Source organism: Campylobacter concisus (genome assembly GCF_002914195.1).
GTDB lineage: Bacteria > Campylobacterota > Campylobacteria > Campylobacterales > Campylobacteraceae > Campylobacter_A > Campylobacter_A concisus_M.
The window spans coordinates 65,544-90,164 of the sequence record NZ_PPAU01000090.1 but is presented as its reverse complement, the minus strand read 5'-3'; the positions used below and the strand labels follow the sequence as shown (position 1 = coordinate 90,164).

Below are 24,621 nucleotides of genomic sequence, written 5' to 3'. Positions count from 1 at the left end.
TATCAAAAATACCAACTAAAAATTCTTGTAAGATATTAGGAACAGCCTTACAAGAAGCTTTGCAAGGCCATATAAATTAAGCTTTTGGTCCAGCTTTAGCGTACTCAACACCCTCTTTTACATCTTCATAACGTTTGAAATTTTCAACAAACATTTTAGCGAGCTTATCACGTGAAGCGTTATACTCAGCAGGATTTGCCCATGTGTTTATAGGGTTTAGCAGTTTTGTCTCGACACCATCAAGCTCTTTTGGTATAGCAAAGTTAAATTTATCAAAATTTTCAAACTCACATTTTGTGATGCTGCCATCAAGGATTGCATTTATGCAAGCACGTGTCGCTTTTATGCTCATACGCTTGCCAATGCCGTAAGCACCGCCGCTCCAGCCTGTATTTACAAGATAGACATTAACGCCGTGTTTATCGATCTTCTCACCTAGTAGTTTTGCATAGACAGTTGGGTGAAGTGGCATAAATGGCTCGCCAAAGCAAGCGCTAAAAGTAGCAACAGGCTCAGTTATACCGCGCTCTGTGCCAGCAACTTTTGCTGTATAGCCACTTAGGAAATAATACATCGCCTGCTCTTTTGTCAGCTTTGCAACTGGAGGAAGCACGCCAAAAGCGTCAGCGCTTAAAAAGATAATATTTTTTGGATGGCCGGCACTTGAGCTTGGCTCGTAATTGTCGATGTGATAGATCGGATAGCTCACACGTGTGTTTTCAGTCTTTGAGCCATCTTTGTAATCAACCACGCCCTTTTCGTCAGCCACGACGTTTTCAAGTAGCGCATCACGCCTAATCGCTGCGTAAATTTCTGGCTCGCTGCTTGGATCAAGGTTGATACATTTTGCGTAGCAGCCGCCCTCAAAATTAAACACGCCATCATCGTCCCAGCCATGCTCGTCATCGCCTATTAGTTTGCGTTTTGGATCAGTTGAAAGTGTGGTTTTGCCAGTACCTGATAGGCCAAAAAATAGCGCTGTATCGCCCTTCTCGCCTACATTTGCAGAGCAGTGCATACTTAGTTTACCTTCAAGTGGCAACCAGTAGTTCATCATAGAAAAAATACCCTTTTTCATCTCGCCGCCGTACCATGTGCCGCCGATCACTGCAACATTTTCTTCGACGTTAAAGATAACAAAGACATCTGAATTTAGCCCATCAGCCTTGTAGTCTTTATTTTTTGTTTTACAAGCGTTATATACTACAAAATCAGGCTCAAATTTAGCTAGCTCCGCTTCACTTGGACGGATGAACATATTTTTTACAAAGTGTGCTTGCCATGCTACTTCAGTGACAAAACGGACTGATTTTTGGCTCTTTTTGCTAGCTCCACAAAATGCGTCTTGGATAAAAATTTCCTTGCCGCTTAGCTGCTCTTTTGCTTTTTTAAGAAGCTTGTCAAAAAGCTCTTTTGTGATAGGCTGATTTATCTTACCCCAAGCGATGTATTTTTGGCTTGGATCTTGCTTGACGAAATACTTATCTTTTGGGCTTCTTCCAGTAAAAATTCCCGTATCAACCATAAATGTACCGTTGCTTGAAACCCTGCCTTCGTTGTTTGCCTTTTCAAGCTCAAAAAGCTCGTCGTAGCTTAGATTGTGATTTATCTTTTTGATCTCTTTTAGACCTAGTTCGTCTAGTTTGTTTATCATGTTATTTCCTTTTAAAATTTCATTTTTTATAAATTCTGACCTAAAAGTCATCAAAATGTTAATCAAATTTCGCTTAACACTCTCTTTTTAAAATGGGCAAATTTATTTAAATTTAGCCACCACTTGATTGTTCGCGACACTTTGACCTTTGCTAACTTCAATAGAGCCTATCACACCATCTTTTGGGGCTTTGACCTCTATCTCCATCTTCATTGCTTCAAGCACGACTACAGCTTGCCCTTTTTTGACTTGATCGCCAGGACTTACTAAAATTTTATGCACAGCGCCTGGCAAGCTAGCAACGATATCATTTTCAGTTGCACCTGCTGCTGCACTTTTGGCATTTTTTACGCTCTTACCTTCAACTTCAGTGATTGATTTTACTTGGATGCTATCGTTAAAGCCCTCGCTTACTTCGACATTGTAGCGGCTACCATTTACGACGACACTATATCTGCCACTTTGAGTTTGTCTGCCCTCGTTTGCTTTAGCATTTGGATCGATCTTTCTTACATTTACTTTGGCTTCACCTTTTAAAAATGCGATGCCCTTTTCTTTACAAGCAGCTGCTATAAATATATTTTCTTCGGTAGTTTTTATATTGTTTTGCTTTAGAATTTCTTTTACATGCGCAAGTGACTTGCTCTCATCTTTATCAGCTATATCAACAGCGTGTTTTGTGGTTGGTTTTAAGCCTAGTTGCTCGCTAGCAAGCTTGATGATCTCTTTATCAGGTGTGACCGGAGTCTTGCCAAAGTAGCCAAGTACCATTTTGCCGTACCCCTCGGCGATCTTTTTCCACTTGCCAAACATCACATTGTTAAATGCTTGCTGGAAGTAAAACTGACTAACCGGGGTCACTGAAGTACCGTATCCACCCTTTTGCACTACTTCACGCATCGCAAGGATAACCTCTGGAAATTTATCTAAGATGTTGTTATCTCTCATCATCTGGGTATTTGCAGTGAGCGCACCACCTGGCATCGGTGAAAATGGTATGAGCGGACTTACTTGCACGGCTTCAGGTGGTAAGAAGTACTCTTTTAAGCAGTCATTCAAAACGCTTTCGTATTTTAAAATTTTCTCCACGTCAAGTCCGCCAAGATCATAGTTTTTGCCTTTAACTGCGTGAAGCATAGTTAAGATATCTGGCTGGCTTGTACCGCCACTTACTGGGCTTGCGGCTAGATCTATGCCATCGACACCAGCCTCAAGCGCTGCAAGATAGCAAGCCACACTTACGCCTGCGGTTTCATGAGTGTGAAGTCTGATATGAGTTTTTTCTGGTAGTAGCTTTCTAGCCATTTTTATGGTTTCATAGACCTTTTGTGGGCTGCTTGTGCCACTTGCATCTTTAAAGCAAACGCTGTGATAAGGGATGTTTGCATCTAAAATTTCTCTTAAAATTTTCTCATAAAATTTAACATCATGAGCTCCCACACAACCACTAGGTAGATCCATCATAGTAACGACGATTTCGTGTTTTAGTCCGTGATGAGCGATCCTCTCGCCTGAATATTTTAAATTTTCAACGTCATTTAGTGCGTCAAAATTTCTGATGGTGGTGGTTCCATGTTTTTTGAAAAGCTTTGCGTGAAGGTCGATTAGCTCACGGCTGCCAGTATCAAGTGTGACGGTATTTACGCCCCTGCTTAGGGTTTGAAGATTTGCTTTTGGTCCTACGATGCTTCTAAATTTATCCATCATTGCAAAAGCATCTTCATTTAGGTAAAAATAAAGGCTTTGAAATCTCGCTCCTCCGCCAAATTCAAAATGCTCTATGCCAGCCTCTTTAGCTGCTTCAAGCGCAGGCAAAAAGTCATTCATAAGCACTCTAGCGCCATAAACTGACTGAAAGCCATCTCTAAAGGTCGTATCCATAACATCGATAAATTTCTTCGCCATATTTCACCTCATTAAATTTATAAATTTACTAAAAAGCGGTCATAAAAAATGGCTAAATTGGCAAGAAACTCAAATTAGCCATTTTGCTTGTTTTTTGGTATTTTACAACCAAAAACTTTTATATCATTTAAAAAGTGAGAGTAAGAAGTTTAATAATCCGCCGTGGCTCGCATCAAGCATTGGCTTTAATTCCATTAGAAAGACGCAGAAAAATACAAGTACAGCAAGCTGAATAAAAATATAAGGCACAACACCTTTATAAATAGCAGTCGTTTTTATCTCAGCTGGTGCGACTGATCTTAGGAAAAATAAGCTAAATCCAAATGGCGGCGTCAAAAATGAAGTTTGTAAATTCATAGCAACTAAGATTGCTAGATAAATTGGATTTATACCAAGCTTTGCGGCTATTGGCACCAAGATAGGAAGCACAATGTATGAAATTTCAACAAAGTCGATAAAAAAGCCAAGCACAAAGATGACAACCATACTAAAAATAATAAAGCCCCACTTCTCGCCTGGTAAATTTGTCATAAATTTTTCAACAATCTCATCTCCACCAGTATAACTAAATACCATAGAAAAAGCTGTCGCACCAACAAGTATGGCAAAGACAAGTGCTGTAGTTTTTACGCTTTCTGCCAATGCCTCTTTTATCATAGAAAATGAAAACGTCCTATAAAAAATAGCTAAAATAATGGCTCCAACGCAGCCAAAAGCTGAACTTTCAGTTGGTGTAGCGATACCTGCAAATATAGAGCCCAATACACAAATAACTAGTAAAAGCGGCGGAAAGATAGCGATTAATGCTCTCATAATCTGCTTAAATTTACTAACACCGCTCTCATCTTTTACTACCGGTGCTGTATCTGGTTTCAAATAAGCAACAATCAAAATATAAATGATATAAACTGCTACTAGCGTGAGTCCTGGGATGATGGCTTGATGAAAAAGTTCACCAACTGGCACTGAAAATATATCACCCAAAATAATCAACACGATAGAAGGTGGAATGATCTGCCCAAGCGTACCAGCGGCACATATAGTGCCACAACCTAGCGCTTGGTCGTATTTATACTTTAACATAACAGGCAAGCTTATAACGCCCATTGCAACGACACTTGCACCAACAACACCAGTTGAAGCTGCAAGAAGCGCTCCAACCAAGATAGTGCTAATAGCAATACCTCCGCGAATTTCTCCAAAAAGCATACCCATGCTCTCAAGTAGCCTCTCAGCTAGTTTTGACTTTTGAAGCACGACGCCCATAAATACAAAAAGTGGAACTGCTATAAAAATTCTACTCTCCATGATAGAGAAAATTCTATAAGGCATGAAGTTAAACATATCTTTGAAAACTTCGATGCTTCCAAGTAGCCCATCTCCGTCTCCAATGCTCTCAACAATACTACCAATCATGCCAAATATCATCGAAACTGCACCAAAGGTAAAGGCTACTGGAAAGCCAATACCTAGCATTAAAAGTGCAGCTATAAACATTATCAAACCAGCCATTACTCCCCCCTTTTAGCTTTTTTGTAAAGATTAAAATTTCTTATAAAAAAGCCGATCGCAAAAAATACAAGCAGATAAAAAGAAAAAGGAATAAGTGCTTTTATGATCCATCTGTGAGTAAGACCGCCTGGATCTGCACTAGCTTCAGCTGAAGTATAAGCATCACTCACAAATTCAAACGATAAATTTGAAACCAAAAGTGCAAATGGAATTACAAAAATAACAGTTCCTATCATATTTACAAGAGCTTTATTTTTTGGTGAAAATTTAGCATAAAAGATATCAACTCTAACGTGTGCATCTTCTTTTAACGCATAGCTCATACCGAGCAAAAATATTACGGCAAAAAAATGCCACTCAAGTTCCTGAAAAGCGACATTGCCGTAAGAAAAAAAGTATCTTGCTACGACGTTAAAAAAGACGTCTATTATCATCAAAGCCATAATAAACATGCAAATATAGCCGACTATATCGCCAACCTTATCAAAAAATTTCTCAACTTTTTGCATAAACAACCCTTAAAAAAACAATTTATTTATCATGATGATAAATACGCAAACTGGTGCCACATATCTTAATAAAAAATACCATGCACTAAATACAAAGTCGCTCATATATGGACTAAATAGCACATAAAGTGCCTCTCTTTTCATAAAATATCCAACAAATATCGCTCCACCAATACCACTAATTGGAAGCAAAACATTTGAAGCGGTAAAGTCAAGAAAATCAAAGAAATTTTTACCAAAGAGCATAAATTTGTCGCCAACGTTTTCTATATTTGATAAAAGACATAAAAATCCTAAAACAAAAATACCGACTCCAACTATGCTAAGAGCTTTTATCCTGCTAATGCCATACTCTCTGATCAAGAAAAATACAAACGGCTCTACGATAGAGATAGCTGAAGTAATGCCAGCAAAGATAAGTGCTGCAAAAAATGCCACAGCTAAAATTTGACCTATCACACCAAGCTTAGCAAAGAGCGTTGGAAGCGAGATAAAGACAAGTCCTGGTCCTTGAGACGGCTCGGCACCAAATTCAAATATAAATGTAAAGATAACAAGACCCATCATGATGGCTAAGACGATGTTTATAAAAACGATACTTAGCGTAGAAGTAGCTAAATTTGTATCATCACTTAAGCTAGCTGAATATGTAATGATCGCTGCCATACCAAGAGATAGTGTCCAAAAAGCAAGCCCAAGAGCAAGCAAGAGCGAGTTAAATGAAATTTTACTAAAATCAGGAACAAGTAAAAACTCAGCCGATTTTGTAAAGCCATTCATCGTCATAGAAAAGATAAGCATGATTAAAACCATGATAAATAGGCTTGGCATCATCCAAACATTTAGCTTTTCAATGCCACTTTTCACTCCTCTTGAAAGGATAAAAAAGCAAGCTACAAATGCTATAACAAAATAAAGTGTCTGCTCGCCAAGACCATGTGTAAGAAGCTCGTTAAATATTACTTTTGAACTTTCTATATCGTTTGGAAGACCGGTAAAAGATAGTGTGAAATACTTAAAGACCCAACCGATGATCACGATGTAGTAAGATGAGATTATAGCTGCGGTTACCATAGCTAAAATTCCAACCAGTTGCCATAAATTTTTATTTTTATTCGCTAACTTTCTAAAGGCATTTACACTATCGCTCTCACTAAGTTTGCCAATACTTAGCTCTGCCATAAAGATAGGTATGCCAACTAAAAACGTTATCAAAAGATATAAAATAACAAATGCTGATCCGCCATTTTCACCGACCATATATGGAAATTTCCATGCATTTCCAAGTCCAACAGCTGATCCTGCAACTGCTAAAACATAACCTATTTTAGAAAACTGTTCTTTTGCCATTATGCAATCTCCCTTACTAACACCACAAAAACTAGAACTGGTGCCACAAACCTTATTAAAAAATACCAAATTTTAAAAACAATCTCACCCATATAAGGCAAAAATAGTTCTTTTAAAAGCTCAAATTTCATAAAGTACCCAACAAAAATGGCAAATATAATGCCACCAAGTGGGAGCATAATGTTTGAGCTAAGATAATCAAGCAAATCAAAAAAGCTCTTACCAAAAAATGTAAGTGCTTCTTTAAAATCGCCAATGCCGCTTAATGCACATAAAATCCCTAAAACATAAACTACGGCACCGACAATAATAATTGATCTATTTCTACTAAATCCCAAACTTTTATTTAAGAAAAATATAAATGGCTCAACTAGCGAAATAACCGATGTTATACCAGCAAAAAATAAAGATGTAAAAAATGCAAAAGCCAAGAAATTTCCAAGCAAACCAAGCTTTGCAAAAAGCGTTGGAAGCGAGATAAATGCTAACCCTGCACCCTTTGATGGCTCTGAGCCAAATTCATAGGTGAATGTAAAAACTATAAGCCCTATAATTACGCTAATAATTATATTTGCAAAGACTACATAAAGTGATGAAGTGAATAAATTTGTATCATTGCCTAGGCTTGATGAGTAAGTTAAAATGCAGCCAATGCCAATACACATCGTAAAAAAAGCTAGCCCGAGAGCATTTAAGATAGCGCCTTGATCTATCTTTGAAAAATCAGGCACTAGTAAAAATTTAGCCGCCTCATCAAATCCATTCATGCCAAAAGAGTATCCAAGCATAAGCAAAAGCAAAATAAAAAGTGCTGGAATGAGATATACATTTATACGCTCTATTCCACTTTTTATACCTTTTGTAAGTATAAAAAAGTATGTAAAAAAAGCGATGCTAAAATATAAAATTTGCTCCTCTATACCCTTTGAAGTAAAATTTACAAAAAGCGCTTCTGAGCTTGCCATATCTTTTGGAAGCTCGCCAAGACTTAAGATAACGTATTTTAAAACCCAGCCGATAATAAGCGTGTAAAAAGATGCGATGAATAGCCCTGTCACCATCACAACACCAGCAAATTTCCAAGAATTTGCCCCCTTTGTAGCTAGACTTTTAAATGCTCCAACCGTGTCAAGGCGTGAAATTTTACCCATTGCCATCTCGGCAAAAAATATGCTAAGCCCAACCACAAAAGCAAAAAATAGATATATAAGAATAAATGCTGAACCGCCATTACTACCGACCATATATGGAAATTTCCATGCATTACCAAGGCCAATAGCCGCTCCAATGATAGAAAGAACAAAACCAACTTTACTAAATCTATCCATCATTTACCTGCTATTTGATAGATCATGATGGCGCAAATTGCGATTGGTACGATGTATCTTAAAGCAAAATACCAAATTTCAAAAAATACTTTTCCCATAAATTCGCCAAAGAGTAGATATAGGCTCTCTTTTTTAAGTTTATAGCCAACAAAAAAACTAAAAATTATAGCACCTATTGGCATCATTATGTTTGAAGTAAGAAAATCAAGTGCATCAAAGACTGGCTTACCAAAAATACTAAAGATATTAGCCGTCTGCGCATAATATGAAAAAATACAAAAAAGGCCTAAAATATAGACAAAAATTCCAATATAAACAAGAGCCATTTTGCGTGAAATTTCAAATTTTCTAACCAAATAATAAGCAAATGGTTCTATCATCGAAACAGCACTTGTAACACCAGCAAATAAAAGTGAAACAAAAAATGCGATAGCCATAACATTGCCAACTATCCCAAGCTTTGCAAAAAGCGTAACAAGTGAGATAAAAATAAGCCCTGGTCCACTTGCCGTACTATCAGCTCCATAAGCAAATATAAATGTAAAGACCACAAGTCCCATCATAACGCCTATTAATATGTTTATAAAGATGATAGAAAGCGTTGATTTTATAAGATTTGTCTGCTCTGGTAAATTTGCAGCGTATGTCGGTATTACACCAACACCCATAGATAGCGAGAAGAATGCAAGTCCAAGAGCTTGCAAAACAACATCTGGCGTGATCGCGCTAAAATTTGGTACAAATAAAAATTTAGCCGCCTTAACAAAGCCATCACCCATACTAATTGCATAAAAAAGTATACAAACAAGCAGTATAAAAAGGCCCGGCATCATCCAGATATTTAGCTTTTCAATGCCACTTTTCACACCTTTTGAAACAGCAAAAAATACCATTAAAAAGACTAGACTAAAGCAAAGCACGGCACTGGTTAGATCATTTGCCAAAAGTGTATTAAACTGCTGGGCTGCCTCTTCTTGATTGCTTAAAAGTGGCGAAAAGCCAAGATAAATATACTTTAATATCCAGCCAATGACAACCATATAAAACGAAGCAATAAGTATCGCTCCTATCATAAAAAAGCCTGAAAAAGACCATATTTTTTTGTGTTTTGGAGCAAGTTTATAAATGGAGCTTACAACGTCACTCTCACCAAGCTTACCAATGCTAAGCTCTGCTAAAAACGCTACAAAAGCGATAGCAAACGTGAGAAGTAAATATAAAATTATAAACGCTGAGCCGCCATTGTTTCCTACCATTGTTGGAAATTTCCATGCATTACCAAGTCCAACAGCCGATCCCGCCATAGCAAGAACAAAGCCTATTTTTGAAAATTTTTCATTTATCATTGATTACCTGAGATTAAGAATAAATTAATTTTTTCAAAGATAACATAAAAAAACTTTTATTTTTCTAAGCCAAGAATTTTTTATGGGCAATTTAAATTTTTAGTGTTTTTATTTGAAACAAAGTTTTGTTTTTGTAATATTACGGCTCATAAAGTTTAAGTAGGGGACAGATCCGAAAGAGCTTTAAAATTTTAAAGGAGCAACGATGAAAAAGATCGTGTTTTTAATTCTTGGTCTTGCTGCATTCGCATTTGGCGCTGATGGCGAGATGATTAGATCATATTCAGTTATCGCTGGTGGTATTGGCCTTGGCCTTGCAGCTCTTGGTGGCGCTATTGGTATGGGTAATACAGCTGCTGCAACAATTAGCGGAACAGCTAGAAACCCAGGTGTTGGTAGCAAACTTATGACTACAATGTTTATCGCTCTTGCGATGATCGAAGCACAAGTTATCTACGCACTTGTTATTACACTTATCGTTCTTTACGCAAACCCAATGCTTGGCTAAGCGTAAAGCTTAAATTTAGCCCCTCTTTGGGGCTTTAATCTTTTTGCGATCATGGTGGAATTGGTAGACACGCTATCTTGAGGGGGTAGTGCCGCTAGGTGTGCGAGTTCGAGTCTCGCTGATCGCACCATCTAATCTTACACTTAAAAATCTAAAATCTTACAAAATTTAAAAAGGGGAATTTATGCTAGATAAAAAGCGTGCTTTAAAACAGCTACAAAATGAAGCGGATGATACCGCTATCTATACGCTACTTGAAGCTAGTGAAAAAAATGAAGAAAATAAAAAAATACTTCGTAAATTAATCACTGAGGAAAAACGACATTATGCTTTTTGCCAAAAGATAACAGGTGAGAGCAGAACTGCAAATTTATTCAAAGTCGTCTTCTATACGATACTTGTTAAAATTTTTGGTACATCTTTTACTTTAAAATTTATGGAGTCACGTGAAGAAGACGCAGAGCAATTTTATCTTGGTATTGTTGATGAGTATCCTGAAGCTAGAGATATTTATAATGAAGAAGTAAATCATGAAAATAATTTAATCTCTATGCTAAAAGACACGAAACTAGTCAATGCCGGTGGTATCGTTCTTGGTATGAATGACGCATTAGTTGAACTAACTGGCACGCTAAGTGGCATCGCTCTAGCTTTTTCAAATACAAAATCAGTTGGTGCAACGGGCCTTATCATGGGCATTGCAGCTGCTCTTTCTATGGCAGGGTCAGCATATCTTGAGTCAAAAGAAAATCCAAGTGACGAGATCAAACCGCTTACCTATTCGCTCTACACAGGTGGTTCGTACATCATAACAACGGCGTTTTTAATACTTCCATTTTTCATCTTTTCAAGTGGTGTTTACGCTGTCTTGTCGATGTTTTTCTTTGCCTTTGTTGCCATTATCACTTACAACTTTTACATAAGCGTGGCAAAAGAGCTTAAATTTTTGCCAAGAGTGATTGAAATGTGCGTGATAACTTTTGGTGTTGCGATCATTTCGTTTGGCATTGGTTTTTTAGTTAAGCACTATTTTGGCCTAGATATTTAATCCAAAATTTCATACCAAGTGTAGCTATCGTCTCCAAAATTTCCACTAAATAGTGGCTTTAAATTTAGATCAAGGCTCAAGTTTTTACCATCCCTAAAATTTGAGCTTTGATAGATAAGTAGCCATTTTACGTTTGCTAGCTTGCCATCTTTTGCAAGTTTTAAAAACTCGCCAGCACCTTCAAACATGCTAAGTCCTGTTAAGCTAAGCTCTTTTTGAATGCTGACTTTGCGCCCTGGCACGCTAAAAAGTGGTATCGTCTTATCAAATTTATCACTTCTTGAGTAGATTATGACATCTGGATTTTTGCCGCCACTTACTAGCCTACTATCAAGCTTTGGGCGATCAACTCGCACTGTGTTGCCGCCGATCACTAGCGTATCTATGACGCTTCTTAGTTTATGGACATGCGTGCGACTAAGTTCATTTGTGATGATACCACCACTTGCTACGCCATTTTTACTAATTGCGATTTTTAAAAAAATAAAACCACCATTTTGATATGCCAAAAATGGTTCAAGCAGCTTATCGCAGCGCTCTTTTAAAACGCCAAATTTAACTTTTATACCAGCGCTCTTGAGCAAATTACCACCGCCACTTGCTATTTTATTTTCATCGTGGCTTCCTATTATCACCTCGCTAAAGCCAAGTTCTTTTAGTAAATTTGCACAAGGTGGCGTTTTACCATGATGAGAGCAAGGCTCAAGTGTGACGTAAGCTTTTGCATTTTTTAGTAAATTTGAGTGGTTGTTTAGTATAAATTCGTAGGTAAATTTTGGCTCTAAAGGTTGATCTTCAAGATCAATAGGCTTTAAATTTAAGAAAAATTTTTCATTATATGCTTTTAGAAATTTATCTTGGAAATTTTTACTTTTCCTGCAAAGCGCAAAGACTATCGCCGTTGGCTCAGCGTGCAAATATCCAGCCTTTTCATGAGCCTTGCAAGATAAAATTTGTCCATTTTCATCAAGTATAAGGCATCCAACGGCTGGATTTGGATAGGTTAATATTTGAAATTTCCAAGCCTCGCTTAAAGCAAGATCCATGTAAAATTCGTCGTTCATCTATACCTCTTAAAAAAGATACTGGCGTTTGCCAGTATCTTTTTCATAAATTTACGACAAGCCGTCGATCTTGCCATCTGCGTCTATCTTCATATTGACCGCAGCTGGCACTTTTGGAAGTCCTGGCATAAGCATGATCTTACCGCAAACCGCGACAATAAAGCCAGCTCCAGTTCTAATGTCAAGGTCTTTTACGCTAAATGTAAAGCCCTTTGCTCTGCCCAAAAGTTTCGCATCGTCGCTAAATGAATACTGAGTTTTTGCGATACAAACTGGCAAATGGCTCAAATTTAGCTCTTTTATCATCTCAAGCTTTTTAAGAGCGGTCTCTTCAAAGACTACCTCACCAGCTCCATAAATTTCCTTAGCGACTTTTTCTATTTTAGTTTTCGTATCATCGCTCATCTCGTATGTAAAATTTATCTTGCTTGGCTTGTCACACGCCTTTAAAACTAGCTCGGCAAGCTCAAGCGCACCTTTACCACCTTTTAAGAAATTCTCACAAACTGCCACTTCTACACCAAGCTCACGGCAATACCCTTTTACAAAATTTATCTCTTCATCTGTGTCAAAGCCAAATTTATTAAGCGCCACAACTACGTTTTGACCAAATTTACCTTTTAAATTTTCGATGTGTCCGCCAAGGTTTTCGATACCTTTTTTAAGGGCGTTCATATCTGGTTTTGTGATCTCATCTTTATTTGCTTCGCCGTTATATTTTAGCGATCTGATCGTGCTTACAAGTACCACAGCGCTTGGTTTGATATCAGCAACCCTGCACTTTATATCTAAAAATTTCTCCGCACCAAGCTCCGAGCCAAAGCCAGCTTCTGTGATGACGTAGTCGGCTAAATTTAGAGCTGTTTTCGTTGCGATAACTGAGTTGCAGCCGTGTGCGATGTTTGCAAATGGACCACCATGCACGAGCGTAGGTGTGTGCTCTAGTGTTTGAAATAAATTTGGCTTGATCGCATCTTTTAAAAGTATGCAAACAGCGTCTTCGCAGCCTAGATCACGCACATAGATAGGCTTTTTATCGCTATCATAAGCAACCATGATATTTGCTACGCGCTCTTTTAGATCAGAAAGACTTGTGGCTAGACAAAGCACAGCCATGATCTCGCTTGCAGCGGTTATATTAAAGCCATCTTCCCTTGGCACGCCATCAGTCCTGCCACCCTGTCCTACTGTGATAAATCTAAGCGCACGGTCATTCATATCCATACAGCGCTTCCATAAAATTTTCTCTATCTTTAGTGGGTTTTCTTGATAGAGGCTATTATCTATCATCGCTGAAATCAGGTTATTTGCCGATGTTATCGCATGAAAATCGCCAGTGAAGTGTAAATTTAGATCCTCCATCGGCGCAAGCTGTGAGTAGCCACCACCTGCTGCTCCACCTTTTATGCCAAAAACTGGTCCAAGAGATGGCTCACGAAGCGCTAAGCAAACCTTTTTATTAAGCGAATTTAGCGCATCAGCTAGGCCGATCGACATAGTCGTTTTGCCCTCGCCGTATGGGGTTGGATTGGTCGCGGTGACTAAGATTAGCTTTGAGTTTGACGGCTCAAGCCTTGGAGAAATTTTAGCCTTATATTTGCCGTAAAGCTCAAGCTCGTCTTCGCTTAAGCCTAGTCTTGCGGCAACTTTACTGATGTGTTCTAGTTTTGTTTGGTGAGTTATCTCGATGTCGCTTAGCATTTACCACTCCAAATATGTTTTTGCTTTTTTTATCTCACTGATGTTGATCTCAAAAATTCCCTCTTCATTTTCTATTGCAATGCTCTCTTCGTCCGCTTTTACGAGCCTTCCTGCAAATTTCTCAGCCTCGGTTTGAACTTTAACTAGCTCGCCGATGCTTGATTTAAAATGAGATGGCTTACTAAGCTTTCTCTCAAGGCCAGGCGAGCTAACTTCGAGGTTATAATCCCCGCTAACTGGCGGTGTCACGTCAAAAATAGGCGAGAGCAATCGACTCACTTTTTCACAGTCGTCAAGGCTCACTCCGCCATTTTTTGTAATATAAACTCTAAAAATAGCCCTACCATTTTCATTTGCAATCTCGCTGTCATAAAGCTCAACGCCACATTCACGCACTAGTTTGTCTAAATTATCCATTTTTGTTTAAATCCTTTGAAATTTTATCAAACAACTTATCCATATGGTTTTGATACTCTAATCTATCGTCAAATTTAAAGTGAAAATTTGGACATCTATACCAACCCTCAGCTGCCATGCAGTGGTTTTGCAAATGCCTACAAACTCGCTTTAAATGTCCCAAAATATACTCTTGTTCACGCTCATCAAAAGCCATTTTATCAAGATAAACAAAGGCGTCATATCTGCCCTTTTTACACTCGACATCGGTGACGCAAAGCCCCTTTAAAATACCATCTTCAAGAGTAGCTAGAGCCTCTGGGATGAGCTCTTTTAGCACACTCTCTGTTCTCATACGCTTTATTTCGTTAGCGTTCATAGAGTAGCTTTCTCCTTGACTTCTTTGAAGCTTTCGATGTAGTCATTTTCTCTGATGTCATTGAAATTCTCGATACCAACGCCACACTCGTAGCCTTTAGCGACCTCTTTTACATCATCTTTGAAGCGTTTTAGTGAGCTTACTAAGCCCTCATAAACGACTACACCTTCCCTAATAAGGCGAATTTTTGCGCCTCTATTTATCATGCCCTCAGTGACGATACATCCAGCAATAGTACCAACTTTTGGCACATGGATCACTTGGCGAACCTGAGCTTGACCAAGCTGCTCTTCTCTGATGATAGGTGACATTAGTCCACCTAAAATCGCCTTCACGTCGTCGATTAAATTATAAATAACGTTGTAAGTTTTAATCTCAACGCCGCTCTCTTTTGCCTTTTCTTTTATCTCGCCAGTCGGTCTTATGTTGAAACCAAGGATTATACAGTCTTCGCTCGCACTAGCAAGTGCTACATCGCTTTGTGTGATACCGCCAACACCTGAGTGGATGACATTTACCCTGATCTCATCATTTGCTAGTTTTTCTAGGCTTGCTTTTAGCGCCTCAAGTGAGCCACCAACATCAGCTTTAATAATAACTGGAAGCGTCTTTAACTCACCCTCAGCAATCTTAGCGCTAAGCTCATCAATACTAACTTTTATACTCTTACTAAGCTCTTTTTGGCGGATATATTCAGCCTTTTTCTGCGCGTATTCACGAGCCTCTTTATCTGTTTTTACACCTATTAGCGTCTCGCCAGCCTCTGCTATTTCGCTAAGACCTACTATCACACCACATTCGCCTGGTTTTATATCTTGCAAAGGCTTACCTTGGTCATCAAGCAAGCTTCTTATCTTTCCATATGCGACACCAGCAACGACAGTATCTCCAACATGAAGCGTGCCATTTTCAACGATAATAGTAGCTACTGGGCCACGGCCTTTTTGAAGTGAGCTCTCGATAACAGTTGCTTTTGCATTTGCCTTTGGATTTGCTTTTAGTTCTAAAAGGTCAGCTTGTAAAAGTACGATCTCAAGTAGATCATCTATACCCATGCCTGTTTTTGCAGAGATTGGCACAAATTCATACTTTCCGCCCCACTCTGTTGGCATGATATCAAGCTCAGCAAGACCTGTCTTTACTAGGTCAGGATTTGCTGACTCTTTATCCATTTTATTTATAGCGATGATTATCGGTACGCCTGCAGCTTTTGCGTGGCTAACCGCCTCTTTTGTTTGTGGTTTTACGCCGTCATCTGCTGCAACAACTATAATAACTATATCGGTTACACCAGCTCCCCTTGCACGCATAGCAGTAAACGCTTCGTGACCTGGAGTGTCGATAAATGTGATATTTTTGCCGTTTTTATTTACCATGTAAGCACCGACATGCTGAGTGATACCACCAGCCTCTCCTGCTGCTACACGTGATTTTCTTATGTAATCAAGCAATGAAGTTTTACCATGATCAACGTGACCCATGATGGTTATGACTGGTGCTCTTGGCTGGAGATTTTCATCGTCTTTTATCTCTTCTTCATAGGCTGCTACGTAGTCAAATTCTTTTTGATCGTCGATGATATTAACCTCTACATTAAACTCATCGGCTAAAATTTCTATCGCATCTTCATCCAAAAAGTCATTTTTAGTTGTCATCATACCAAGCATAAATAACTTACCTATGATCTCGCTTGGCTGTTTGTTTAGCTTTTCAGCAAATTCATAAACACGAATTTCTTTTGGAATATTTATAGACGTCACGGCTTCATTGTTTTGTTTATTTTCAGGCTTTTTGTGTTTTTTTCTAGCTCTTCTTTGAATGCCGCCTTCGCCAAATGAATTTATCGTATTGTTGACCGTAGTTCTCATAACATTTGGCTGTTTTGTCTTTTGAGCAGGTGCTGGTACCGGAGTTTTAAAACTAAAATCAGGAAGAACAACTACATCTTCATCTTCTAGCACTATGTCACCAAAGTCACTTCCGCCAAGTAGATCCATCTTCTGGGCGCTATCCTTTTTACTTGCAACAACTACTTTTTTATCTTTTTTCTTTTTCTTAGCTAAATTTTCATCATTTGCTGAAAACATACTTTTAAAATCGCTTATATTAGCTATGCTTGGTTCAGGCTTTTTCTCTTCTTTTGTAGCAATTGGCGCTTCATAGTCTTTTTTCTTTTTTACTATCACAAGGCCACGTCTTTTTTGAGTCACATCAGCCAAGCTCTCTTTTGGTCTTGGAGCTTCGACTTGTTTTTGCTCTACTTTGATTTCTTCTTTTTTAGGCTCAATTTTTTGTTTTTCTTCTAAAATTTGTGCCTCTTTCTTAGGCTCAGCTTTTACCGACTTTGACTCAGTTTTAGTAGTAGTTTTTTTAGATTCACTTTTTTGTTTTTCTTCTTTTTTTACTGACTCTTTTTCTACTTCTTTTTTAGGCTCTTTTTTTGGTTTAGGTTCACTCTTTTTCTTTTTAAATTTATCTGGTATCACGCCAGTTTGAACATATTCATATATAGCTTCGGCCTCTTCAAGGCTAACTGCATTTGAGTGAGTTTTGACTTTTAATCCTAACTCTTGAGCTTTTTCTACTATCTCTTTACTTGGATAGCCAAGCTCGTTTGCGATCTCTGAAATCCTAACATTGCTCATTTAAGAGTATCTCCTTTAACTTCGGTGCATCACAAATAAAAGCACCTTTAGTTTGTTTATCAATTATTTTTTTTAAAATTTTTATATCTTTTTGCATACATTTGTCGCACAGATAAAAGCTACGACCATTTCCTTTGCCATGCTCTAAATTCTTACCTACCAAGCGGTATCTTTTTAGCAAGCTCTGAGAAATTTTAATTTTACAAGCGACACATGTCCTTACAGGATTATTTTTGTTCATTATATCTTTTTAAACTTGTTTTTAGCTTTGCGTAATTTCGTATCCATCGTTATCAAATGAAAAAACCTCAACCCTAAAATCACTAAATTTACTCTTTAAAATATCTTGTAAATTTTTAGCGTCATCTTTGTAAGCGATATTTAAAAAACTTGAACCTGAGCCTGAAAGCGTGCTCATTAAAGCACCATTTTCATAAGCTACTTTTCTAACTTCAAAAAGCTCTTCTAAAGCGTGCATTCTACGCTCTTCGTGCATCAAATCTTTGCTTGCTATTTTTAAGAGATCATACTTTTTTTCATAAAAACAAGACGTTAAAAAAGCGGCATGAGATAAGTTATTTACGCATTCTTTCATCGTATAGTTCTTTGGTAAAATTTGTCTTGACGAGGATGTGCTCATCGGTTTATTTGGGATAACAACTACTGCTTTTATCTCATCGCTTAAACTTATTTTATTTGCGTAAACATTACCATTTTTTACGATCGCGCTGATAAATCCACCGTGAACTGCTGGCGAGATATTATCAGGATGGGTTTCATAGATGATAGCTTTATTTAAAACTGTCTCTTTGCTTGCCTTAAAGCCAGCCATTTCGTACGCTGAAGCAATGGCCCCAACGATAACAGCAGAGCTACTGCCAAGCCCCCTTGAAAATGGGATATTATTTTCAAAAACGACTCTAAAATTTTCATTTTTACCAGTTAGCTCAAAAAAAATTTCATTAAAAATACTTAAGAATATATTGTTTCTCTTTAAATTTACACTTCCACTGCCTTCGCCGTTTATCGACACTGAGCTAAATTTTGCTGACTCGATTTTCACACTATTAAAAAGCTTCAAACTAAGCCCCAAAGCATCAAAACCAGGACCCAAATTTGCACTTGTTGCAGGCACTAAGATGTTCAAAATTTCTCCTAAACTGCTTGGATGATATAATCTGGAAGTGTATCTGAATTTAGTTTTAATTCATCTAAATTTAAAGGCAACCTAAATCCTACTGGCTCCACTTTTTCAAGTGAAATTTTGCCATCTTTTAAAACAAAACTTAAATTTTTATTTGCTCTGATCGCTTGGCCTCCATTTAAGCTAAAGCCGCTAACCGCATAAAATTCGCAACCCTTTGCTAAAGAGAAAGTCTTTAAAATGACATAGGCCACCTTTAACCCCATAAAGCTTCCTGGCGTATTTGCATAGATAATTTTTGTGATATTAAATTTAGAGGATAAATTTTCTAAGATTTTTATCAAAGCTTCACTGACATGTTCATCAGTAGTAATTTCATCAAATTTTACGCCGTCTTTATAAACCCCAACCAAGAGTGGAGTCGATAAAGAGACAACTAAAATTTCAATATTTTCTATGCAAATACCTTTTGATACTCTTTTAGAAGTTCGCCATTTAGGGTTGCGATCTCGTAGTTTTTCTCATCGGCCATCAAAGCAAGAGTTAATTTGTGATTTAGATCGTGACTTCCAGCAAATGCTGTATAATCGCCCAATAAAGGCGCTCCAAGCAAGCTTAAATCACCAATCGCATCTAAAATTTTGTGCCTTACAAACTCATTTTCAAATCTCAAACCCTCTGGATTTAGGATATGCGTATCATCGATTGCCACGGCATTATCAAGTGATGCACCAAGAGCTAAATTTTGAGCTTGTAAACGTTGTAAATCTTTCAAAAAGCCAAAAGTTCTAGCACGAGCTATATTTTTTATAAAAGAGCTTTTACTAAAATCAAAAACATATCTTTGTTCACCAATAACTGGATGATCAAATTTTATCGTATAGTCAAATTTTGGACTTCTTGAAGGTGAAGTTCGTACAAATTTAGAACCCTCAACGACTTCAACCTCGCGGCGGACAAGAATTACTTTTTTGCCAGCATCAAGATATCTTATGCCAGCCTCATCAAGTAGCATGCAAAAGCTTATTGCACTACCATCCATGACTGGAATTTCATTTGCATCAACAGAAATTCTAATATTATCAATACCATAACCATTTATGGCTGACATCAGGTGTTCGATCGTACTAATAAAGCCCTTTTCGTTACCAACAACGGTTGCCATTTGCGTATTTATAACATTTTTAGGTTCAGCTTTAAAACTAATACCAAGATCTTCGCGGTGCAAAATAATACCAGAATTTGCATCAAGAGGTTCTAGTATAAGTCTTATCGGCTCACCTTTATGAAGCCCTATACCAACGGTCTCAACGCGTCTTGCGATAGTAGTTTGTTTCAAGAATTTTCCTTATATTTTTAATGCGCTTATGATAGCACTAAAAAATCAATTTTGCAAATTTTTAGTTCTTGTCTATCATCGCTTTTGCAGCATCTAAGACACTTGTGATATTATCTTTTATCCACTTTTTGTCCATCCATTGTTGTGGTCTCACCTCTTCACCTTGGACTAAAATTCCAAAGTGAAGGTGATCGCCAAGCGCAAGACCACTAGTTCCAGTAGTACCTATTTGATCGCCAGCTGCCACCATATCGCCCTCTTTTACTCTAGTGCTTGAGCAGTGTCCATAAAGCGAATAAAGCCCAAATCCATGATCGATCACAATATTTAATCCATAAATTCCATTTTCAGATGCTAGCACAACACGACCAGCATTGCTAGCTATTATAGGAGCTGCTGCCACACTTGCAAAGTCTATTCCCATATGCCATGATTCGCTTACTTGCTCGTTATTATATGTATAGTATCGGTGATCGGCGAAGTCAGCCACTTTTTTACCATTTCTTAGTGGATAAAATGGTGTCACACTAAAGCCAGTTAACATCTCATCACCAGGATTTGTAGTAAGTGCTGTTATTTTTTCTTCGTTTGAATTTCTAAGCGTTTCATTGACAAATCTCATTTTCTCAAGCCTTGAAAGCGCACTTGGATCTTTTGCATATTGATCAGTTAGATCGACTATTTTGCCATCTAAAAATCTATCGTTTAATGCAATAGTTGAAGTTTTATACTTTACATTTTCGTAAAAATATCTAACATGAGACTTGCTTTCATTGCCTGCAAAGTCTCTTGCAATGACCTCAGCACTAAAATTTTCAACCTGAACTGGCCAAGCAACGAGTGCTGCATAAAAGCCCTCTTTATAAAATGGGACAGCCTTAAATTTCTTACCAAAATTTGTCTGCACATAAACCTCTTTTAGCTGATTATCAGTCGCTCTAAAGACCACAACCGCGCTACCACCTTTTGAGATAGAATAGGACTGCGAAAGCACGTAAAGATCAGGCTTTGAAGTATCAAGCACTACTTCAACCTTTTTGCTAGCTTTATTGCCAGTAAAAAAGCTCCATTTGCTAGTATCTACAGCTTCGATATTCATTTCATAGGTATCTTTTTGAGCAAAAAAGCCAGTCTTTGGAAAGGTTAAATTTACATCAAGCTCGGTACTTGGATTTTGTACGATTTGATTTAACAAATTTAGATCATTTTTCCCATCATTCATACTAATTCGTACAAATTTTATGCCACTATCGTCTTTAAATTTAATATTCATTGGGGTTCTAAGATTCCAATAAACCTTATCAGCAACACCAATTATCGGCTCATTTCGCTCAAAATCTTTTGACATCAAAGCATAGCCAAAACCACCGGCTAAAATTAAAATTAGTAAAAGCACAACAATACCAAAACCACCAATTCCACGTCTATACATATATTTTTACCTTAAATTTAATTTGCAAAATTTTACACGTAAATCAATAAATTTTTAGTTAATTACAAAATTTCTCTTACAGCCCTAGCGTCGCTCATCCAGGCAAAAAGTTCGTCCCAGCGTTCATCTTTCATGAGATCTTTGCATAAATTTAGCTCTTTTTCAAACATATTTATGGCTTCAACAACATTATTTTTATTTTGCTTAAAGATATCGCTCCACATAAAAGGCGAACTCTTTGCGACACGTATCATACCCTTAAATGTAGGTCCGCCAAGTGCTACGATGTGCCTTTTATCCTCTTCTTTTAAAATTCCACTAGCAAGAGAAAATGCAATCGCATGAGGCAAATGCGAAATAAGACCCACGTGATGATCATGCTCTTTCGCACTCATAAAAATGATTTTCATGCCAAGGCAAGAAAATAACTCCACGCTTCTTTTTACATGTTTTTCTGCGCTCTCAGCAAAGTCACAAACGATAACAGTTGCTCCTGTGTAAAGTGATTTAAAAGCGGCTTCTGGACCAGAGTACTCAGTACCTGCCATTGGATGAGCTGGGATGAAATTTTTACGAATTTTTTCTGGCACGGCTTCTATTATCTTTTGTTTGGTTGAGCCAAAATCAACAATAGTTGTATCTTCGCTAATATCGGTTAAATTTTGCACGATACTCACGATAGCCTCGACTGGCACAGCTAAAAAGATGATGTCACACTTCTTTTTCATCTCGTCAATGCTTAAAATTTCATGCACCAAGCCAAGCTCTAAGGCCTTTTTGCTATGATTTTCATCTTTGTCGTATCCACTAACACAAGAGATTAATTTTTCATCTTTTAGTGCAAGACCAAGCGAGCCACCCATAAGACCAAGTCCGATGATACCTATTTTCATAAAAAACCTTCAAAATTATAAAATTTAAATTTATTAAAAATAAAATATGATATTATACGCACTTATACTAAAACTCTAGGTTAAATTTAATGAAAAAGAAATTATTTTTATTAGCATTAGCTTTCAGCGGCCTAAGCGCACAAACAATCCAGTCAATAAATTTTAAAGGCCTAATTCACCTTTCGCCTGAAGTAGCAAGCCAAATAATGGGCCTAAAAGTCGGTCAGGATTTGACTCCAAAGCTTAGCGATAAGGCGATTACAAATTTATACAAACAAAACTATTTTGACGATATCTATATAGAAGATACAGGCAATGGCAATCTTTTAGTAGTTGTAAAAGAGAAGCCAAGTGTTGCTAGAGTTGATCTAAAAGGCGTTGTAACAAATGACAAAACTGCCATAGAGTCGTTAATCAACATCAAACCAGGCAATATGTACGATGAGCTTACAATAGAAAAAACTAAAGAGAGAATTCGTCAGTATTATGAGTCAAAGGGCTATTTCGATACCGTTGTAGACGTAGAAAAGCAACCAGTTGCAGATAACGACAGCTCACTTTTTATAACACTAAATATAAACCGCGGCGAAAATATGATAATCAAAAATGTAAATTTAGTCGGTGCAAAAGAGTTTGATTATGACGACATTGAGCCAGTAGTTGCAAATAAAAGTAGAGAATTTATGGGTTGGCTGTGGGGCAGAAATGATGGTAAAGTTAAACTTTTTGAGCTTGAAAATGATCCGGCAAGAATACAAGACAAATATTTCCAAAAAGGCTATTTAGACGCGACTATTTCTTCACCTTATTTAAATTCATCGTTTGATAATTACACAGCAGATCTTACTTATTATGTTCATGAGGGTGAGCCTTATAAGGTTTCAAATGTAAGCATTACGGCACCTGAAGAGCTAGAGCTTGACAATAAAAAGATCATAGATGACTTTAGGCTTGAGGCTGGTGATACGATGAACTCAGCAAGACTTCGCCAAGATATGAAAAAGCTCGATGATATGGTTGCTGATAAAGGTTATGCGTTTGTAAAAGTCTATCCAAAGACTGATAAATTTGATGAAAATAAAACTGTCGATATTGACTACGAAGTCGATCCTGGCGAAAAAGTATATATAAGAAATGTTCAAATTTCAGGAAACGATAGGACCGTTGACCGCGTTGTAAGACGTGAACTTTATCTAACTGAAGGAAATTTATATAGTAGAACCGACCTTCAAGACTCAAAAGATGCGCTAAAAAGAACAAGCTACTTTGATGATGTTGAGATAGAAGAAGATCCGGTTGATAAAAATACAGTTGATCTAAAAGTAAAAGTAAAAGAGGCTTCAACTGGCTCGATAAGCGGTGGTATCGGATACGGCAGCAGTGACGGACTACTACTAAACGCGGCACTTTCTGACACAAATATCTTTGGCTCTGGTCTTCAAGGACAAGTAAGCGTAGATAAAAGCGACAGAGAGCTTTCAGGCCAGATAAGTCTTACAAACCCAAGAATTTTTGACTCAGAGTATAGCCTTGGCGGAACACTTTACGCAAATGACTATGACTGGAGAACATACAAAGAGAGAAGCTATGGCTTTAGCACAACACTAGGTAGAAAACTAACTAGAAATTTAAGCGCATCGCTTACTTACAACATTGAGCAAAGCAAAATTACTTTAAAAGATGATGAGCTAAGAGATATCAACACAAAAACTAAAAAAGAAATTTATAGAGAAGGTAAAGCCATAAAAAGCGCCATAACTCCAGCTTTAACATATAATAGCACCGACGATTATTACTTGCCAAGACGTGGCATCATAGCTGGCACATCATTTGAGATAGCTGGACTTGGTGGCGATATAGACTTTATCAAAAATCGCACAAATTTTAACTACTATCTAGGTCTTAGAGAGTACATCGACTACGATCTTATCTTAAGATACAAAGCAAGCTTTGGCAAAATTTGGGAAAGAGGATATACTCCGATTAACGAAAGACTTTACCTTGGTGGCATAAGAAGCTTACGTGGTTACGAGAGCAGAACTGTATCTCCAAAGGTAAAATATAATGGCGACTACTACGAATACGGCGGTGAAACTTCGTTTAATAATTCAGCTGAAATAAGCTTCCCTATAATAGATCGTGTCAAAATGCGTGGCGTTGTATTTTATGACTATGGTATGATCGGCGAAAATAGCCTAAATGAGATAAAAAGATCATCAGTTGGTACTGGTATCGAGTGGATAACTCCTATCGGACCACTTCAACTAATCTTTGCAAAAGCTCTTAAACCTAAAGAGGGCGATGATACAAATACATTTGAATTTACTATCGGAAGACGCTTCTAATAAGATACTTTAAGGGGGCCAACTTGCCCCTTTAAACCTCTACAAATAAACAAACTTTAAGTCATATAAGAAAAAGCAAGGCAAACATTAGATATAATCCCACAATTTTTAATATAAGTGGGT

At 37.5% G+C, this 24,621-nt stretch carries 21 protein-coding genes and 1 tRNA gene; 4 read left to right on the top strand and 18 right to left on the bottom strand.

Translation table 11 applies throughout. The features are described 5' to 3' along the window. Positions 1 to 76 precede the first annotated feature (76 nt). The 7 genes from pckA to CYP28_RS02635 form a co-directional block, all read right to left on the bottom strand. A complete protein-coding gene (gene pckA, locus CYP28_RS02665; RefSeq protein WP_181000421.1) occupies positions 77 to 1,651 on the bottom strand; it encodes a phosphoenolpyruvate carboxykinase (ATP) in 1,575 nt (524 codons plus the stop codon). 105 nt (positions 1,652 to 1,756) lie between these two features. Further along, a complete protein-coding gene (locus tag CYP28_RS02660; RefSeq protein ID WP_103592986.1) occupies positions 1,757 to 3,559 on the bottom strand; it encodes a biotin/lipoyl-containing protein in 1,803 nt (600 codons plus the stop codon). Positions 3,560 to 3,682: 123 nt separating this feature from the next. Continuing rightward, the gene (locus tag CYP28_RS02655; RefSeq protein WP_054196248.1) at positions 3,683 to 5,071 is read right to left on the bottom strand and encodes a TRAP transporter large permease; all 1,389 of its coding nucleotides are present in this window, start codon (positions 5,069 to 5,071) and stop codon (positions 3,683 to 3,685) included. Further along, positions 5,071 to 5,580 (bottom strand): TRAP transporter small permease subunit, encoded by a 510-nt coding sequence (locus tag CYP28_RS02650; protein WP_103592985.1) that lies wholly within the window; start codon positions 5,578 to 5,580, stop codon positions 5,071 to 5,073. The genes CYP28_RS02655 and CYP28_RS02650 overlap by 1 nt, the downstream gene beginning before the upstream one ends. A 9-nt stretch (positions 5,581 to 5,589) precedes the next feature. After that, complete coding sequence (locus CYP28_RS02645) at positions 5,590 to 6,930, bottom strand: sodium-dependent transporter (RefSeq protein WP_103592984.1); 1,341 nt, start codon at positions 6,928 to 6,930, stop codon at positions 5,590 to 5,592. Continuing rightward, a complete protein-coding gene (locus tag CYP28_RS02640; RefSeq protein WP_103592983.1) occupies positions 6,930 to 8,261 on the bottom strand; it encodes a sodium-dependent transporter in 1,332 nt (443 codons plus the stop codon). The genes CYP28_RS02645 and CYP28_RS02640 overlap by 1 nt, the downstream gene beginning before the upstream one ends. Continuing rightward, the gene (locus CYP28_RS02635) at positions 8,258 to 9,604 is read right to left on the bottom strand and encodes a sodium-dependent transporter (RefSeq protein WP_103592982.1); all 1,347 of its coding nucleotides are present in this window, start codon (positions 9,602 to 9,604) and stop codon (positions 8,258 to 8,260) included. The genes CYP28_RS02640 and CYP28_RS02635 overlap by 4 nt, the downstream gene beginning before the upstream one ends. 205 nt (positions 9,605 to 9,809) lie before the next feature. Here CYP28_RS02635 and CYP28_RS02630 point away from each other — a divergent pair, with 205 nt between their 5' ends. The 3 genes from CYP28_RS02630 to CYP28_RS02620 all read left to right on the top strand — a co-directional run bounded on the left by CYP28_RS02630 (position 9,810) and on the right by CYP28_RS02620 (position 11,160). Next, a complete protein-coding gene (locus CYP28_RS02630) occupies positions 9,810 to 10,112 on the top strand; it encodes a F0F1 ATP synthase subunit C (protein ID WP_004317263.1) in 303 nt (100 codons plus the stop codon). A 45-nt stretch (positions 10,113 to 10,157) separates the two neighbouring features. Continuing rightward, positions 10,158 to 10,242, top strand: a tRNA-Leu gene (locus tag CYP28_RS02625). Between the two features lie 54 nt (positions 10,243 to 10,296). Continuing rightward, the gene (locus CYP28_RS02620; RefSeq protein WP_103592981.1) at positions 10,297 to 11,160 is read left to right on the top strand and encodes a VIT1/CCC1 transporter family protein; all 864 of its coding nucleotides are present in this window, start codon (positions 10,297 to 10,299) and stop codon (positions 11,158 to 11,160) included. Here CYP28_RS02620 and ribD read toward each other — a convergent pair. From ribD to CYP28_RS02565, 11 genes are all read right to left on the bottom strand, one after another. Then, positions 11,157 to 12,224, bottom strand: a complete 1,068-nt coding sequence (ribD, locus tag CYP28_RS02615; RefSeq protein WP_103592980.1) for a bifunctional diaminohydroxyphosphoribosylaminopyrimidine deaminase/5-amino-6-(5-phosphoribosylamino)uracil reductase RibD — start codon at positions 12,222 to 12,224, stop codon at positions 11,157 to 11,159. The genes CYP28_RS02620 and ribD overlap by 4 nt on opposite strands. A gap of 51 nt (positions 12,225 to 12,275) precedes the next feature. Then, positions 12,276 to 13,925, bottom strand: a complete 1,650-nt coding sequence (locus CYP28_RS02610) for a formate--tetrahydrofolate ligase (protein ID WP_103592979.1) — start codon at positions 13,923 to 13,925, stop codon at positions 12,276 to 12,278. After that, positions 13,926 to 14,342, bottom strand: coding sequence for a ribosome maturation factor RimP (rimP, locus tag CYP28_RS02605; protein ID WP_103592978.1), 417 nt, complete (start codon positions 14,340 to 14,342; stop codon positions 13,926 to 13,928). Beyond that, positions 14,335 to 14,700 carry a 30S ribosome-binding factor RbfA gene (rbfA, locus tag CYP28_RS02600; protein ID WP_084108756.1) on the bottom strand — a complete coding sequence of 122 codons (366 nt, stop codon included), beginning with the start codon at positions 14,698 to 14,700 and terminating at the stop codon, positions 14,335 to 14,337. The genes rimP and rbfA overlap by 8 nt, the downstream gene beginning before the upstream one ends. After that, complete coding sequence (infB, locus tag CYP28_RS02595; protein WP_103592977.1) at positions 14,697 to 17,345, bottom strand: translation initiation factor IF-2; 2,649 nt, start codon at positions 17,343 to 17,345, stop codon at positions 14,697 to 14,699. Before infB ends, rbfA begins: the two co-directional genes overlap by 4 nt. Further along, positions 17,332 to 17,586 carry a hypothetical protein gene (locus CYP28_RS02590; protein ID WP_072594698.1) on the bottom strand — a complete coding sequence of 85 codons (255 nt, stop codon included), beginning with the start codon at positions 17,584 to 17,586 and terminating at the stop codon, positions 17,332 to 17,334. Before CYP28_RS02590 ends, infB begins: the two co-directional genes overlap by 14 nt. A 21-nt stretch (positions 17,587 to 17,607) precedes the next feature. Continuing rightward, positions 17,608 to 18,492, bottom strand: coding sequence for a homoserine kinase (gene thrB, locus CYP28_RS02585; RefSeq protein ID WP_103592976.1), 885 nt, complete (start codon positions 18,490 to 18,492; stop codon positions 17,608 to 17,610). Positions 18,493 to 18,500: 8 nt separating this feature from the next. Then, positions 18,501 to 18,902: a glycoprotease gene (locus CYP28_RS02580; RefSeq protein WP_103592975.1), complete on the bottom strand. Its 402-nt coding sequence runs from the start codon at positions 18,900 to 18,902 to the stop codon at positions 18,501 to 18,503. Between the two features lie 41 nt (positions 18,903 to 18,943). Further along, the gene (gene lpxC / locus CYP28_RS02575) at positions 18,944 to 19,828 is read right to left on the bottom strand and encodes a UDP-3-O-acyl-N-acetylglucosamine deacetylase (RefSeq protein ID WP_084041565.1); all 885 of its coding nucleotides are present in this window, start codon (positions 19,826 to 19,828) and stop codon (positions 18,944 to 18,946) included. A gap of 61 nt (positions 19,829 to 19,889) precedes the next feature. Continuing rightward, positions 19,890 to 21,260: a M23 family metallopeptidase gene (locus CYP28_RS02570; RefSeq protein WP_103592974.1), complete on the bottom strand. Its 1,371-nt coding sequence runs from the start codon at positions 21,258 to 21,260 to the stop codon at positions 19,890 to 19,892. A 62-nt stretch (positions 21,261 to 21,322) separates the two neighbouring features. Continuing rightward, positions 21,323 to 22,153: a prephenate dehydrogenase gene (locus tag CYP28_RS02565; RefSeq protein ID WP_103592973.1), complete on the bottom strand. Its 831-nt coding sequence runs from the start codon at positions 22,151 to 22,153 to the stop codon at positions 21,323 to 21,325. Positions 22,154 to 22,242: 89 nt separating this feature from the next. Between CYP28_RS02565 and bamA the strand changes: the two genes are divergently transcribed. Beyond that, the gene (gene bamA / locus CYP28_RS02560; protein ID WP_103592972.1) at positions 22,243 to 24,498 is read left to right on the top strand and encodes an outer membrane protein assembly factor BamA; all 2,256 of its coding nucleotides are present in this window, start codon (positions 22,243 to 22,245) and stop codon (positions 24,496 to 24,498) included. The last annotated feature ends 123 nt before the right edge of the window (positions 24,499 to 24,621 follow it).

Excerpts from the sequence above, each read along its gene's own strand:
- CYP28_RS02660 (WP_103592986.1), bottom strand. The coding sequence starts at position 3,559 with ATGGCGAAGAAATTTATCGATGTTATGGATACGACCTTTAGAGATGGC.
- CYP28_RS02655 (WP_054196248.1), bottom strand. The coding sequence starts at position 5,071 with ATGGCTGGTTTGATAATGTTTATAGCTGCACTTTTAATGCTAGGTATT.
- CYP28_RS02650 (WP_103592985.1), bottom strand. The coding sequence starts at position 5,580 with ATGCAAAAAGTTGAGAAATTTTTTGATAAGGTTGGCGATATAGTCGGC.
- CYP28_RS02645 (WP_103592984.1), bottom strand. The coding sequence starts at position 6,930 with ATGGCAAAAGAACAGTTTTCTAAAATAGGTTATGTTTTAGCAGTTGCA.
- CYP28_RS02640 (WP_103592983.1), bottom strand. The coding sequence starts at position 8,261 with ATGATGGATAGATTTAGTAAAGTTGGTTTTGTTCTTTCTATCATTGGA.
- CYP28_RS02635 (WP_103592982.1), bottom strand. The coding sequence starts at position 9,604 with ATGATAAATGAAAAATTTTCAAAAATAGGCTTTGTTCTTGCTATGGCG.
- CYP28_RS02630 (WP_004317263.1), top strand. The coding sequence starts at position 9,810 with ATGAAAAAGATCGTGTTTTTAATTCTTGGTCTTGCTGCATTCGCATTT.
- CYP28_RS02620 (WP_103592981.1), top strand. The coding sequence starts at position 10,297 with ATGCTAGATAAAAAGCGTGCTTTAAAACAGCTACAAAATGAAGCGGAT.
- ribD (WP_103592980.1), bottom strand. The coding sequence starts at position 12,224 with ATGAACGACGAATTTTACATGGATCTTGCTTTAAGCGAGGCTTGGAAA.
- CYP28_RS02610 (WP_103592979.1), bottom strand. The coding sequence starts at position 13,925 with ATGCTAAGCGACATCGAGATAACTCACCAAACAAAACTAGAACACATC.
- rimP (WP_103592978.1), bottom strand. The coding sequence starts at position 14,342 with ATGGATAATTTAGACAAACTAGTGCGTGAATGTGGCGTTGAGCTTTAT.
- rbfA (WP_084108756.1), bottom strand. The coding sequence starts at position 14,700 with ATGAACGCTAACGAAATAAAGCGTATGAGAACAGAGAGTGTGCTAAAA.
- infB (WP_103592977.1), bottom strand. The coding sequence starts at position 17,345 with ATGAGCAATGTTAGGATTTCAGAGATCGCAAACGAGCTTGGCTATCCA.
- CYP28_RS02590 (WP_072594698.1), bottom strand. The coding sequence starts at position 17,586 with ATGAACAAAAATAATCCTGTAAGGACATGTGTCGCTTGTAAAATTAAA.
- CYP28_RS02570 (WP_103592974.1), bottom strand. The coding sequence starts at position 21,260 with ATGTATAGACGTGGAATTGGTGGTTTTGGTATTGTTGTGCTTTTACTA.
- CYP28_RS02565 (WP_103592973.1), bottom strand. The coding sequence starts at position 22,153 with ATGAAAATAGGTATCATCGGACTTGGTCTTATGGGTGGCTCGCTTGGT.
- bamA (WP_103592972.1), top strand. The coding sequence starts at position 22,243 with ATGAAAAAGAAATTATTTTTATTAGCATTAGCTTTCAGCGGCCTAAGC.